Source organism: Polaribacter sp. 11A2H, assembly GCF_011379025.1.
Lineage (GTDB): Bacteria > Bacteroidota > Bacteroidia > Flavobacteriales > Flavobacteriaceae > Polaribacter.
The window spans coordinates 86,637-101,931 of the sequence record NZ_WTLD01000010.1; the positions used below are offsets into that span (position 1 = coordinate 86,637).

General features: G+C 30.3%; 11 protein-coding genes. 4 read left to right on the forward strand and 7 right to left on the reverse strand.

The window, feature by feature from the left end; translation table 11 throughout:
• Window positions 1-69: 69 nt before the first annotated feature.
• From GQS58_RS13155 to GQS58_RS13165, 3 genes are all read right to left on the reverse strand, one after another.
• Window positions 70-960: a fructose bisphosphate aldolase gene (locus GQS58_RS13155; RefSeq protein WP_166386621.1), complete on the reverse strand. Its 891-nt coding sequence runs from the start codon at window positions 958-960 to the stop codon at window positions 70-72.
• A 521-nt stretch (window positions 961-1,481) separates the two neighbouring features.
• On the reverse strand, window positions 1,482-3,176 hold the full coding sequence (lysS, locus tag GQS58_RS13160; protein ID WP_166386623.1) for a lysine--tRNA ligase: 1,695 nt from the start codon (window positions 3,174-3,176) through the stop codon (window positions 1,482-1,484).
• 509 nt (window positions 3,177-3,685) lie between these two features.
• Complete coding sequence (locus GQS58_RS13165) at window positions 3,686-4,186, reverse strand: DUF456 domain-containing protein (protein ID WP_166386625.1); 501 nt, start codon at window positions 4,184-4,186, stop codon at window positions 3,686-3,688.
• A gap of 166 nt (window positions 4,187-4,352) precedes the next feature.
• On the opposite strand from GQS58_RS13165, the gene GQS58_RS13170 reads away from it, so the two are divergent.
• The 3 genes from GQS58_RS13170 (at window position 4,353) to GQS58_RS13180 (ending at window position 6,904) form a co-directional block, all read left to right on the forward strand.
• Window positions 4,353-4,715 (forward strand): BlaI/MecI/CopY family transcriptional regulator, encoded by a 363-nt coding sequence (locus GQS58_RS13170; protein ID WP_166386627.1) that lies wholly within the window; start codon window positions 4,353-4,355, stop codon window positions 4,713-4,715.
• A 160-nt stretch (window positions 4,716-4,875) separates the two neighbouring features.
• On the forward strand, window positions 4,876-6,279 hold the full coding sequence (locus GQS58_RS13175; protein WP_166386629.1) for a M56 family metallopeptidase: 1,404 nt from the start codon (window positions 4,876-4,878) through the stop codon (window positions 6,277-6,279).
• Between the two features lie 178 nt (window positions 6,280-6,457).
• Window positions 6,458-6,904: a hypothetical protein gene (locus tag GQS58_RS13180; protein WP_240914617.1), complete on the forward strand. Its 447-nt coding sequence runs from the start codon at window positions 6,458-6,460 to the stop codon at window positions 6,902-6,904.
• Window positions 6,905-7,298: 394 nt separating this feature from the next.
• On the opposite strand, the gene obgE is transcribed toward GQS58_RS13180, so the two are convergent.
• From obgE to GQS58_RS13200, 4 genes are all read right to left on the reverse strand, one after another.
• On the reverse strand, window positions 7,299-8,288 hold the full coding sequence (gene obgE, locus GQS58_RS13185) for a GTPase ObgE (protein ID WP_166386633.1): 990 nt from the start codon (window positions 8,286-8,288) through the stop codon (window positions 7,299-7,301).
• 97 nt (window positions 8,289-8,385) lie between these two features.
• Window positions 8,386-9,504: an adenylate kinase gene (locus GQS58_RS13190; RefSeq protein ID WP_166386635.1), complete on the reverse strand. Its 1,119-nt coding sequence runs from the start codon at window positions 9,502-9,504 to the stop codon at window positions 8,386-8,388.
• A 98-nt stretch (window positions 9,505-9,602) separates the two neighbouring features.
• Window positions 9,603-12,578: a protein translocase subunit SecDF gene (gene secDF / locus GQS58_RS13195; protein ID WP_166386637.1), complete on the reverse strand. Its 2,976-nt coding sequence runs from the start codon at window positions 12,576-12,578 to the stop codon at window positions 9,603-9,605.
• Window positions 12,579-12,733: 155 nt separating this feature from the next.
• Window positions 12,734-13,336, reverse strand: a complete 603-nt coding sequence (locus tag GQS58_RS13200; RefSeq protein WP_166386639.1) for a hypothetical protein — start codon at window positions 13,334-13,336, stop codon at window positions 12,734-12,736.
• A gap of 191 nt (window positions 13,337-13,527) precedes the next feature.
• Between GQS58_RS13200 and GQS58_RS13205 the strand changes: the two genes are divergently transcribed.
• Window positions 13,528-15,204 carry a formate--tetrahydrofolate ligase gene (locus GQS58_RS13205; protein WP_166386641.1) on the forward strand — a complete coding sequence of 559 codons (1,677 nt, stop codon included), beginning with the start codon at window positions 13,528-13,530 and terminating at the stop codon, window positions 15,202-15,204.
• The last annotated feature ends 91 nt before the right edge of the window (window positions 15,205-15,295 follow it).

The window sequence follows — 15,295 nt, forward strand, 5'->3', positions numbered from 1 at the left end:
TAAAGCAGTGGTAATTGAATAATTTGAATTTTTAGTATAAATAACGGCCAGTTTATTTATAAGCGTTTTTTAAGTAATTGAAGCTTTATAAATACTGTCTATAGCACTGTCTAAAGCCAATGAAAACTCATCTGTACTTTGTTGAAATTTTAGATTGTTTAAAAGGGCTCTAGAAAAACTAGCTATTACGCCTTTATTCTTAGCTAATAAGATGTTTGCTGTTTCTATATCATAACCTCCAGAAAGTGCAAATACTCTAATAACTTTAGGGTGGTTTACTAGGCCTTTATAAAAATCTGGAACTGTTGGTAATGTTAATTTTAAAATAACAGATTTATTTTCGTCTAACTTATCTAATTCTAAAAGAATATTTTGCTTTAAAAGAGCTTCAATTTCAATTTTGTCTTTCGCATGAATATCCACTTCTGGTTCTAGAATAGGAATCAAACCGCATTCAAGAATATCTAAACCAAAGGCAAATTGTTGTTTTACAATATCTCTAATTCCGTTTAAATTGTTTTCATAAACTACAGAACGCATTTTTGTACCGAATATGCCTAATTTTTTAGCTTCAGATAAACGAGACTTCATGTTAGGTATGGGTTTCATTAATTTAGCACCCTCTTTAAGATTTTCTAATCCTTTATCAATTTTTAAAAAAGTGACAATATTTTTTTCTAATAAATAAGAAGGTACAGGCTTTTTATCTATTAAACCATTCATTGTTTTTTCAAAAAGAATAACACCTAAAATTTTATTTTGAGTAAAGTTTTTATCAGAAATTACTCGAGTACGCATATCATGAATGAGTTGGAACATCTCTGTTTTATCTTTATATTGATCTTCTGCAATACCGTAACCTAATAGTGCTTTTGGTGTACTTCCACCACTCTGATCTAAAGCGGCAATAAACCCTTTACCTTCTTTAATACTTTTTAATTGCTCTTGAAATGTGTACATGACATTATAATTTTTTGAATTAAAAAAAAATAGTTTTTTGTTCACATAAAGGTCTAAAAAGTTAATTTATTCAACAACAAATAGAACATAAAAAAAACGTTAAATTTTATCTAATAATTAGCTGTTTTTTTTTACTGAAAGTATTATGTTATTTTGATAATGAGTATCTTAGAGGTGTTTGAATTGATGAGCGTAATAGAATTATACTAGATGCTATTTTTTTAAAATGTAAATAATTTTATTCAAATTAAATTTATTAAATAACGGCTAATGTTCTAGCCTTGCTAGCACAAATGCCATTCTCTGTTGTTAACTTAGGTAATTTGTATTTACACACGTATTAGAAAATCCTTATAAAAAAGAGCAATAAAAAAAGGAACTACATTGCTGTAATTCCTTTTGTGTAATTTATTTGTCATTTCGAAATGAGACGGTTTTGTCTATTGAGAAATCTCATAATTTATAACTAAAATATGAGATTCTGAAACAAGTTCAGAATGACAAGTCTTATCAAAGCATTATTATACAATCTCTACAAACAAACCTTCGTCTGTTTTAGAAACTTTAGCTACTTTATGTTTCGTTAAACCTTTAATGGTTTTATCCCATTTTTTGTTAGACAAGCCAGATTTTACTTTTAAGTCATTTAACTCAATCTTTTCTGCTTTTGTAATAATAGCTAAAACTGCTTTTTCATCATCATTCAATTCAACAGCTACAGTTTTCTTTTCTGGTCTCATTTGAGGGAAGAAAAGTACTTCTTGTATCGATTGATTGTTGGTTAAAAACATAATTAAACGGTCCATTCCAATTCCCATTCCAGACGTTGGTGGCATTCCGTATTCTAATGCTCTTAAGAAATCTTCATCAATAAACTCCGTTGCTTCATCATCACCTTTCTGAGCCAATTTAAGTTGGTGCTCAAAACGCTCACGTTGGTCAATTGGGTCATTTAATTCAGAATATGCATTTGCAATTTCTTTACCACAAACCATTAATTCAAAACGCTCCGTTAATTCTGGGTTGTCTCTGTGTTCTTTACAAAGAGGAGACATTTCTTTCGGATAATCGGTAATAAAAGTAGGCTGAATGTAATTTGCTTCACATTTTTCACCAAAAATTTCATCAATTAATTTTCCTTTTCCCATGGTTTCATCAACAGGAATATTCATGCCTTTTGCAGCCGTTCTAATTTCATCTTCTGTTTTTCCAGTAATGTCAAAACCAGTAAAATGTTTAATAGAATCTGCCATTGTTACTCTTGCGTACGGTGCTTTAAAATCTATTTGGTGTTCACCAAAAGTAGCTTCAGAAGTTCCGTTTACAGCTATTGCACAATGCTCTAAAAGTTTTTCAGAAAAATCCATCATCCAATTGTAATCTTTGTAAGAAACATAGATTTCCATGGCTGTAAATTCAGGATTATGAGTTCTGTCCATTCCTTCATTTCTAAAGTTTTTAGAGAATTCATAGACACCATCAAAACCACCAACAATTAGTCTTTTTAAGTACAATTCATTAGCAATTCTCATATATAACGGAATGTCTAACGAGTTATGATGTGTCATAAAAGGTCTTGCCGCTGCACCACCAGGAATTGGTTGTAAAACCGGAGTTTCAACTTCAAAATAACCAGCATCATTAAAGAAAGAACGCATGGCATTAAACAATTTAGTTCTTTTAATAAACACCTCTTTTACATGAGGGTTTACCACTAAATCGGCATATCGTTGTCTGTATCTTAATTCTGGATCTGTAAAAGCATCATAAGTAACACCATCTTTTACCTTAGGTAAAGGCAATGGTTTTAAAGATTTACTTAATAAGGTAAAGTTCTTAACACGCACTGTTTTTTCTCCCACTTTAGTGGTAAATAATTCGCCTTCAATCCCTACAAAATCACCTAAATCTAGTAATTTTTTAAAAACATCATTGTACAAGGTTTTATCTTCACCCGTACAAATTTCATCTCTGTTAAAATACACTTGTATTCTACCTTCTCCATCTTGCAATTGCGCAAAAGAAGCCTTTCCTTGTATGTTGATAGACATTAATCTACCAGCAATAATTACCTTTTTCCCTTCAACATAATCTTTTTTTATTTCCTTAGAATTAGAATCTAAAGGATATAAATCTGCAGGATACGGATTGATGCCTAAAGCGCGTAATTTTACAAGCTTTTCTCTACGTACAACTTCTTGTTCTGATAATTGCATTTGCTGTTTAGTTTTCTGATGTTTATTTAAGTGAGCAAAGATACAATCAAATGAATTAATAGACAATTGAGAATAAAATAAAAAACAACATCTTTATTTGAGAATATTAAAAAACATCGTATATTTGTCGGCTGCTTTTTGTTAGGGCAGCATTAGTTGTGTTGTTTTGGCACTTTAGTAAAAGTGTCGTGGTTTTGTTAACCAATGGAAAGCTTCCCTGAAACGGGACGCTTTTTTTTTGCTTTTTAGTCACTGTTAAGTATTTTTACTTATGTGATGTGGCATTCTTACTTCAATTTTATATTTTACTTTTTTGTAGCTATTTCCAGCTTTCCGTTATATCTTTTTTCTTCTGTTCTCGATACAAATTTTTCATTCTTCAAAATTCACTCGAACTGACAGAAAAAAGGATGCCACTTCAATCTGGGCTAGACTTGTTTGCTGGCTTATAGTACTGGAGTGATTTTTATTCTGTATCTATGTTTTCTATGTTTCTATGTGTTCAATTTTTAAAAGAAGTTTTCTTTAAACTCCCAAAACTGAACAACAAACAGCACAAAATAAATAACAGAAATAGAGAATTTAATCGTCGTAGAAGCTAAAAACCCAATAAATGCCCCAAAAGAAGCTTTTAAAGCTCGGTTTGTGTCTTTACTATCATAAAGCAATTCCCCAATTAGCGCACCTAAAAAAGTACCAATCAACATACCAAACGGAATAGGAGAGAGCAAGCCAACAATTAATCCGATTGTAGTTCCATAGACTCCATATTTAGTTCCGCCAAAACGTTTTGTTCCCATAGCAGGAATAAAATAATCGAGAATCCAAATTAGAATGGCTAGTCCTAAAGTAATACCTAAGAAAGTCCAATCCATCGGAATAATCTTAGTAAAATGTAATAAAAGTAATCCCAACCAACTTGTTAAAGGACCTGGTAAAACCGGTAAAAATGAGCCAATAATTCCTAGACAAACAAAAAGAAAGCCTAGAAGTAATAAAAATATATCCATAGTTTTTAAAATAATTATACTGCTTTAAAATCAATAATAGTGGCAGTTTTCTAACAATTAGACGATTACAAATTAGGTTTGTTACAATAATTATCAACTAAAAAATTAGTTCAAACTAAATATTTAGTTATATTTGTATTTTTGAACTATAAACTTAGTTGAAATTATGAGCAAACAATTAACAAAAGCAGAAGAACAAATTATGCAAGTACTTTGGGATTTAAAAGAAGCTTCCGTAAAAGAAGTCATAGATAAATTACCCGAACCGAAACCGGCATATAACACCGTTTCTACTATTATTAGGATTTTAGAAACTAAAGAATTTGTAGGTCATAAACCAGTTGGAAGGGGTTTTTTATATTTTCCGGTAATTGAAAAAGAAACCTACAGCAACCAAAGTTTACACAAATTAATGAATGGTTATTTCGACGGTTCGTTTAAAAGTATGGTTTCCTTTTTTGTAAAAGAAAATAAAATGGATGTTTCTGAATTAGAAGCTATTTTAAAAGAAGTGAATAAAAAAGAGTAGGCAGTAATTCAGTATTCAGTTGGCAGTCTCAGTTGGCAGTCTCAATTATTATGAATAATAAAAGTATTCAGTAGACAGTCTCAGTTTTCATTTGCTGCCAGTACTAGTGATTCCACTTTTGGGTGGAATTGTATAGAGAATATTTTTAAAATCAAAAACTATGATCAATTACATTTTACAAGTTATATTATTTCAAGTATTCTTCTTGGTTATTTATGATTTCTTCCTCAGTAAAGAAACATTTTTTACTAAGAACAGATGGTATTTGTTAGCTACACCAATTTGCTCTTTTGTGTTGCCATTTATAAAAATACCAACGTTTCAAAAAGCAGTTCCGCAAGAATTTATTATCTATTTACCAGAAATCGTTTTATCACCAGAAAAAGTTATAGAGAAAACGACAATGTTTCAATCTGAGAATTATGTAAGTACTTTATTTTGGATTGGAGTTACTCTTTTTTCAATCTTATTTTTAATTAAGTTTTTTAAAATTATCAACTTAATCAGGAAAAATGAAATTGTTAAAAAGCCGTCTTATTCTCTAGTTTTACTACCTAAAGAAACCAAAGCATTTTCATTTTTTAATTTTATATTTTTAGGAAAAGAAATTCCAGATTCTCAACAAAAACAAATTATTGCTCACGAATTTGTACACAGTAAACAAAAACATTCACTCGATTTATTATTTTTTGAGTTTTTAAAAATTGCGATGTGGTTTAACCCAATGATTTATTTCTATCAGAAAAGAATCACTTTACTACACGAATATATCTCTGATGAAGTGGCTGCAAAATCAGCTACAAAAGAAATGTATATAAATAATTTATTATCCAACTTTTTTCAAGTTGAAAACATAGCGTTTGTCAATCAATTTTATAAAAAAACTTTAATTAAAAAAAGAATTATTATGATGAAGAAAACACAATCTAAAAAAATGAATCAATTAAAATATTTGGTCTTGATTCCAGTCTTAGCAAGTATGCTTTTTTATACTTCTTGTGCGTCAAAAACTACAGTAAATCGACTAACTGAATCTGAAAAAATTGCACAAGAAAATTTAAAAAATGTTGCTTTAGAAAATCAAAATTTAAAGGATTCCATTAGTAAGTTAAATGATGAAATAGCATTTAATTTAAAATCTAATAAATTTCTGAAAAAGAAACTATATGATAAAGTTGATGAAAGAGTAAAAGCTGAGAGAGATGGTAATTTTGTTTCTTTTATGATAATTGACAAAGCACCTACTTTCCCTGGCTGTGAATCTGGAGATAAAAAATGTTTTTCTAAAGGTGTTCAAAAACATTTCGGGAAATATTTTGATGCAGATATGGTAAATACACTTGGTTTAGATGCTGGTAGAAAAAGAGTTTTTGTTGGCTTTAAAATAGATAGTGAAGGGAATGTTGTAGATATTGCGGCAAGAGCTCCACATCCAAAAATTAAAGCAGAGGTTATTAGGGTAATGAAGTCTTTACCTAAAATGATTCCAGGAGAACAAGATGGTAAAAAAGTAGGAGTAAAATATTCAATTCCGTTTGTAGTATTAGTAGAGAAAAAAGTTTAGAATAAGAAAATTGTATTTTTATTTAAAATGGTTAAAGTCGGAGTTAAAAACTCCGGCTTTTTCTTGCTTTAATAGGTTCTTTTCTGTGTGTTAAATCTTTAGAATAAAAGTCGTTAAAGTTTTGTAAATTCACATTTTAATTAAAAGTATGTATTTAAGGTTTTTATCTTTTTTAATAATGATGGTTTTTATCACTTCGTGTGATTTATTTTGCCCTCCAAAAAGCAATAATAGTGTAGCTTTAGATACGATTGTAGATTTTTCTTCTGTAGATACTTTTCCGTCTTTTAAAGAATGTGATGCTATCATTGATAAACAAGAAAAAATGGATTGTTTTAGAACAACCATTCATCAGAAGATAGGAGAGGAGTTGCAACAACATCCGTTGGCTGTTAAGGATTCTATTAATGAAATTGTCTATGTAGATGTACTAATTAATTCTGAAGGAATTTTTAGCTTAGATACTATTCAGGCTTCTGAAAAGCTTAAAGAAGAATTACCAGAATTAGATAGTTTACTAAAAGCGAGTGTAGAAAAACTTCCAAAAATATACCCAGCAAACAAACGTGGAATTCCGGTTACTACTAAATATAGATTGCCGATTAGAATTCAGTTAACAGAATAATTAATTCCTGCCATTCGAAAAGGAGAAATTACATAAGGGAGCTAAAGTAATAAAGAGCAACTTTATGAGATTTCTCCCGAAAAGGTTCGAAATGACAAAACTGGACGCTGAAAAATACAATCGTGTTATTTCATTTCGAATTATTTAGACATTCCATAACTGGGCTACCACAAAACAAAGCAACAATAATTGTCATTTCGACGTTAGGAGAAATCTCATAACAGTGATAACAAAAAGCTAATCAAACTTTATGTTATTTCTCTCTCCGTTCGAAATGACAAAACTGCACATCATCATTTTTTTCCTTTTATCAAGCATAAAAAAAACTCAAACAATTGAATGTTTGAGTTTCTATTTTTAATAAATATTGAATGACAAAAGGCAATTGCGTTGCCTAATTCAACATTTTCCAAAGTTTATCTTTCAATTCTTGTAAGCCTTTTTGAGCAACAGAAGATATAAATATAGCCTCGACACCTTTTGGTAAATCTGCTTTTATTTCTGCTTCTAACTCCTCATCTAACATATCTGTTTTAGAAATAGCCAATAAACGGTCTTTATCTAACAATTCTGGATTGTGTAGTTTTAGCTCATTTAAAAGAATTTCGTATTCTTTATTAATGTCATTACTATCTGCAGGAACTAAGAATAATAACGCCGAATTACGTTCTATATGACGTAAAAAACGATGTCCTAAACCTTTTCCTTCTGCTGCACCTTCTATAATTCCAGGAATATCTGCAATTACAAATGTTTGATGATTTCTGTGTTCTACAATTCCTAAATTTGGTTTTAAAGTAGTAAAAGCATAATCTGCAATTTTTGGTTTTGCAGAGGTTAATACAGATAATAAAGTAGACTTTCCTGCATTAGGGAAACCAACCAAACCAACATCTGCTAATAGTTTTAATTCCATTCTAAACCAACCATCAAAACCATCCATTCCTGGTTGTGCGTATCTTGGTGTTTGGTTGGTAGAAGATTTAAAGTTCCAGTTTCCTAGTCCTCCTTTTCCTCCACGTAATAAAACTACTTCTTTTTGATGTTCTGTAATTTCTACAATAACTTCATCTGTATCTGCATCTTTAATGATGGTACCTAAAGGTACATCAATATAAATATCATCTGCATCTGCACCAGAACTTCTACTGGCACTTCCGCCACCACCTCCTTCGGCTCTAAAGTGACGTTTAAATTTTAAGTGAAACAAGGTCCACATGTTTTTATCACCTCGTAAAATAATGTGTCCTCCACGTCCACCATCTCCACCGTCAGGTCCACCTTTGGTAATATACTTTTCTCTATGTAAGTGCATAGAACCTTGTCCGCCTTTACCAGAAGAAGCGTATATTTTTATGTAATCGACAAAATTTCCTTCAGTCATAATTGTTGTTTAATCGTGTAAATGTTTAAATGTTTAATTGCCCTATGTAATATACGTTTAAAGGTTACTCAGTTAAACAATTACACAGTTACACATTTTAAAGTGTATCAAATACTTTTGCAATTCTTTGTGTAATTTCTTCAATAGAACCCAAACCATTAACGCCGTAGTATTTATTTTGAGCGTCAAAATAATCTTTTAAAACAGCTGTTTTTGTATTGTATTCGTTAAAACGGTTTCTAATTTTACTTTCATCAGTATCATCTGTTCTACCGCTTGTTTTTCCTCTTTCTAATAAACGAGTTACTAAAGCATCTTCCGGAACTTCTAAAGCTACCATTCCGTTTATTTGTTCACCTTTTTCAGCTAAAAAAATATCTAAAGCTTCTGCTTGAGATTCTGTTCTTGGAAAACCATCAAAAATAAAGCCATTTGCATCAGTATTTTTTTCAACTTCTGCTTTTAGCATATTTATGGTTACTTCATCCGGAACTAAATCTCCTTCATCCATATATTTTTTAGCTAACAAACCTAATTCTGTTTTATTTTTAATGTTAAAACGGAATACATCTCCTGTAGAGATATGTACTAAGTTGTACATGTCTTTTAAAAAATCTGCTTGTGTTCCTTTTCCTGCACCTGGAGGGCCAAATAATACGATATTTTTCATTTTAGGTTGTGTTGATAATTGATAAATTGCTGGGTAATTTCTACCTAAACCATTATAATCTAATCCGTAACCAACAATAAATTTATCTTCAATATTTTTTCCGATATAATCTATTGGAAGTTCTTTTCTAAATACGTCTGGTTTAAAAAATAACGTTGCAATTTTTAATTGTTTTAAATTTTTATCTCTAAAGATATTATAAATTTCTTGAAGCGTGTTTCCTGTATCTATAATATCTTCTAATATAATTACAGTTCTTCCTGATAAATCTTCATTAATACCTACTAATTGTTTTACATTTTCAGTAGAAGACGTTCCTTCATAAGAAGCTAATTTTACAAAAGAAATTTCACAATCTCCATTAAACTCTCTAATAAAATCTGCTGCAAATAAAAAACATCCATTTAAAATTCCTATAAAAATAGGAACTTCACCTTTTGGTAAGTCTGCTTTTACTTGAATGGCTAATTGCTTTACGATTACTGCAATTTCTTCCTTATTAATAAAGGGTTTAAAATATAGATCTTGAAGTTTTATAATACTCATTAGGTTGTAATTTTAATTGCTATTTGTTCAATGAAAAAAACCGTTTTTAATCTGATAGTTACAAATTAAAAACGGTTTCAATATATCTAGAAATAAATTTAATTATTTTTTTCTTCTTTTTTAGAAGTGTCATACATAATTGGTGTTGCCACAAATAATGAAGAGTAAGTACCTACTACTACACCAATAATTAAGGCAAACATAAATCCTTTAATAGAATCTCCTCCAAATAAGAAGATTGCTAACATTACTAATAATGTTGTTAAAGATGTGTTTATGGTTCTACCTAAAGTAGAACTCAGTCCTTTGTCTACAACTTCGCTGTATTTCCAATTAGGGTGTGTTCCTGTAAATTCTCTAATTCTATCAAAAATTACCACGGTATCATTCAGTGAGTATCCCACTACTGTTAGAATTGCAGCAATAAACGATTGGCCTATTTCCATATCAAAAGGCATAAAGCTGTATGTGATAGAGAATACACTTAATACTATTAATACGTCATGGAATACTGCAACTACAGCACCTATTGAGAAAGAAACTTTTCTAAAACGTAATAATATGTATAAGAAAACTACTAGTAAAGAGCCAAATACTGCATATAATGCTGATGTTTTAATATCATCTGCAATTGTTGGTTCTACTTTCATATAACTCATTACTCCAGATCCTTCTTTTTCGAAACCTGGTTTAAAGTCTTGGTAAGTAGTTGTTCCTAAATAAGATTTTAACCCTGTAAATAATGCACTTTGCACTTGGTCATCTACATCTTGTCCGTCTTCATCAATTTTATAAACAGTTGTTATTTTTAATTGACGATCAGAACCATATGTTTTTACTTCTGGTGCCGTACCAAAAGCATCTTTTAATGTAGAAGCTACTTCTGTAGCATTCATGCTTTGATCGAAACGAACAACGTAAGAACGTCCTCCTTTAAAATCTACACCTTGCTTTAACCCTACTGAGAAAATAGAAATAATACCTGCAATAATTATTGCTCCAGAAACAATGTAAGCAATTTTACGTTTCTTTAAGAATTCAATATTTATATTTTGGAACCATCCTTTAGAGATAGAGGTGTTAAACGTTATGTTAGCTCCTTTATTAACAGATCTATCAATTAATAAACGGGTAATAAATACAGCTGTAAATAAAGATGTTGCAATACCAATCATTAATGTTAACGCAAAACCTTTAATTGGTCCTGTACCAAAAACATACAAGATAATACCTGTTAAAAGCGTTGTAATATTTGCATCTATAATTGCAGATAAAGCTCCTTTTATAGAGAATCCTTCTCCTACAGATTGTTTTAATCCTTTTTTAATTGATAAACTTTCCTTAATCCTTTCAAAGATAATAACGTTTGCATCTACAGACATACCAATGGTTAAGATAATACCTGCAATACCAGGCAATGTCAACACGGCGTTGAAAGAAGCTAATATTCCGAAGATAAATAAGATGTTTACCGCTAAAGCGATGTCTGCATATAAACCAGCTTTACCATAGTATAACATCATCCAAACTAATACTAATAAAATAGCTAGTCCAAAAGATTGGATACTGTGATCTATAGATTCTTGACCTAAAGATGGTCCAACAACTTCTGCTTGAATAATTCTTGCAGCTGCAGGTAATTTACCCGCTTTTAATACAGTTGCAATATCTTCTGCTTCTGTAATAGTCATACTTCCACCTGAGATAGAAGTTCTACCACCTGTAATTGGTGTATTTACAGAAGGAGCAGTATATACATAGTTATCTAAAACAACAGCAACAAATTTACCTTGGTTTTCGGTAGTCATTTTAGCCCATTGTTTAGTACCAGAACTATTCATCGTCATACTAACTTCTGGCTTATTTAATTGGTCAAATACTTGAGAAGCATCTAAAATAACATCACCCTCAATATTTGCATTACCATTACGACTTCCTTTAATGGCATATAATCCAATTAGATCACTTCCATCTGTACCTTTGTTAGATTTATAATCCCATAAGAATTTAACATACTTTAATTCGTTAGGCAATAAAGCTTTTACGTCTTTTCTACTTAATAAATCATTTACCATTGCAGTATCTAACACTCTAGCTTGTCCTACTAAAGAACTAACTTGTTGTTGAGATTGTGCTACGTTAGGAAATAAATAAGTGAAAAGATTTTTTTGATTAACAGCTGTAGAATCTACTGTTTCTCCTAATAAATCATCAATATCATCTGTTTTTGTAGAGTCTATAACTTTCTCTATAACTGTGTTGTCTTTTAAAAGTTCTGCAACTTTAGCATTTGCAGAGAAAAAGAAGTTTTGAACTTCTGCATTGGTGTATACTTCCCAAAACTGTAATTCTGCTTTACTAGTAATTAAACGAGTAACACGCTCAATATCTTTTGCTCCTGGTAATTCAATTTGAATTCTACCAGAATTTCCAATTCTTTGAATGTTAGGTTGTGTAACACCAAATTTATCAATTCTACTTCTTAATACTTCAAAAGCAGTACCAATAGAACTGTTAATTTCTTTTTGTAAAGTTTCTTTTACCGTAGCATTTGCTTCGTTAAAAGTAATTTTATCGCTTAAAGCTTTTGTTCCAAAAATAGAAGGGTCGCTTAATTTAGTGTCTCCAGCAACTTTTTCAAACTCTTCAAAAAATAAGTCTAAATAAGTAGCATTACTACTTTTTTGAGCTTCATCTGCAGCGTCTAATGCTTGGTTAAAAGCAACGTTTTTAGAATCGTTAGCTAAGCTTCTTAAAACTTCTTTTACAGATACTTGTAAAATAGCATTAATACCACCTTTTAAATCTAGACCAAGATTCATTTCTTTGTCTTTTACATCATTGTAGCTGTAAGAGGCAACACCTAAATTAATAATCTCTTTGTTTGCAACACTGTCTAAGTACTTTCTCTCAAAAGTAGCTTTTTGTCTTGCATTAATATTATCACCTTTGCTCTCTGCGTAAGCTACAGCGTCATCTTCAACCTTAGTGGCTAAAAATGTAAATGATAATTGGTATAAACTTACTAACCCAAAAAGGATAGCAAATAACTTTATAAGTCCTTTATTCTGCATTTTATATGTATTTTATTATCAAATTTTTAAAAACGAGCAAATATATAGTTTCTCGCAAAATCTGACAATTATTTTTGTTGATTGTTTTTTGTAATTATGAGTTTGGTACTCATGATTTTAAAGAAGATATACAAAAATGTAAATGATTACATTTGTTATACATGAAAGCTTTTGGGGCCTGCTCTAACTTCGGGTTCGTTGTAAGAGGATCTATCCTTAATAAAAGGATAGTTTTTGTAAACACTGTAAGTAGTTTTAAAGAGTTGATTTTCTTTGTTTTGGTCTATTTTTTTAAGAAAAGCAAAAGAGTTGTAATTTGTAATTTTGTCTAAATTATATTTAATTTCAATTACAAAATGGAAGTCAGAATTAGAAATATCAGTTTTGTTTGTTATTTCATGAATATCAATATGGTACTTAGAAGAAGTTCTGTTTTTTTCTTTATGATTAGAATTTTGATTTAAAACTAATGCATGTTCTTTAGCCAGTTTTTTCTTAATATTATCAATATGTATAGTACTATAGTAAGAAATTTTTAAGGTTCCGCTGTCTGTTTCATCTATTTTAATATTTGAAACACCAATTTTTAGTAATTTTTCTTTTACATCAGCAATGGTGTTTTGAATATCTTTTTTATCGATTTTAACATCAACAAATTCAAGCACTATTTCTTGATTAGGTATGGTTACCTCTTCATGAAATGCTCCAAAACATATAAATAGTAAGAATAAAGTACTAATGTACCATTTTGTTCTCATGTGTCAAATATATAAAAAAAGTTTGCTTTATCGTCTTGTAATAAATATTCTAATCTTATTATGAGAAATAAGTGTTTCAATTTAATAATACCCTTTTTTTGAACACAAGATAATTGTCATATTTTGGATGTTTAAAATTCCTTATATTTATTCATTCAATTGGTTAAAAAAAATAGATTTAAAATGTATTTATGGCATATACATCAGACATTCAGATAGCGCAGGCAAAAACATTACAACATATAAAACATATTGCTCAGAAATTAAACATTGATGAAGATGATTTGGAAATGTATGGAAAATACAAAGCGAAGCTTCCTTTGTATCTGATTGATGATGAAAAAGTGCGAAAAAATAATTTAGTCTTAGTAACTGCCTTAACGCCAACTCCTGCTGGTGAAGGTAAAACTACGGTATCTATAGGTTTAACAGAAGGTCTTAATAAAATAGGAAAACAAGCAATGGTTGTTTTAAGAGAACCTTCTTTAGGGCCAGTTTTTGGTATGAAAGGTGGTGCAGCTGGAGGTGGCTATTCTCAAGTAGTACCTATGGAAGATATTAATTTGCATTTTACGGGCGATTTTAATGCTGTAGAAAAAGCTAATAATTTTTTGGCTGCTATTATTGATAATAACATTCAAAGTAAAACAAATAATTTAAATATCGATCCTAGAACTATTCTATGGAAAAGAGTGATCGATATGAATGATAGAGCATTGCGAGACATAACTATTGGTTTAGGAGGAACCGCGAACGGAGTGCCTAGACAAGATGGTTTTAATATTACACCTGCTTCTGAAGTGATGGCTATTTTATGTATGGCTTCTAATTTAGAAAATTTAAAAAAACGTTTGGGTGATATTTTTATCGGATTTACTTTTGATAATAAACCCATTTTTGCGCGTGATTTAAAGGCAGAAAATGCTATGACAATTTTGTTAAAGGATGCTATAAAACCTAATTTAGTGCAGACTTTAGAAGAAAACCCTGCTATTATTCATGGAGGTCCTTTTGCAAATATTGCTCAAGGAACAAATACAATTATTGCAACTAAAATGGGCTTGTCTTTGGCTAATTATGTGGTTACAGAAGCTGGTTTTGGTGCAGATTTAGGTGCAGAGAAATTCTTGAATATCAAGTCTATATTTGCAAAACTGAATCCTAAATGTGTGGTTTTAGTGGCTACTATTAGAGCTTTGCGTCATCACGGAGGCGCAAAACCAGATGAATATCATATTTCCGATATAAGTAAAGTTGCAGAAGGGTTTAAAAATTTAGAGAAACACATAGAGAATATTAGAAAATTTAATATTGAACCGGTTGTGGCTATTAATTCTTTTACGACAGATTCTATTAAAGAGGTGAATTTTGTTATTAGAAAATGTGCCAGTTTAGGGGTCGAAGCCGTTTTATCGAAAGGATGGGAAAAAGGAGGAGAAGGAATGATAGATTTAGCTAAAGCCGTTGTAAATGTTGTTGAGTATAAAGCAAGTCAGTACAAACCATTGTATAATTGGAAGTCGCCAATAAAAGATAAGATTGAAATTATTGCCAAAGAAATGTATGGGGCTGTAGCTGTTGAATATAGCAAGTTGGCACAATTAAATTTAAAAAGAATTGATCGGTTAGGTTTTAATGATTTTGCCATTTGTATGGCGAAGACGCAGAAATCTTTTTCAGATAATGCTTCGTTAATTGGCAGACCAGAGGGATTTACGGTAACTGTTAGAGAAATAGAAATCGCTGCAGGAGCACAATTTGTAATTCCTATTCTTGGTAAAATGATGCGAATGCCTGGGTTACCTGCAATTCCTGCATCAGAAAATATGACTATTGATAATAATGGTGTTATTTCTGGGTTGTCTTAAAAATTAATTAAATTTTAATTCTGTAATTTTTTATAGCATGTGGGTTTATCAACAGGAATGATTTTTGATTTTTATATTGCTTTAGCTAAAT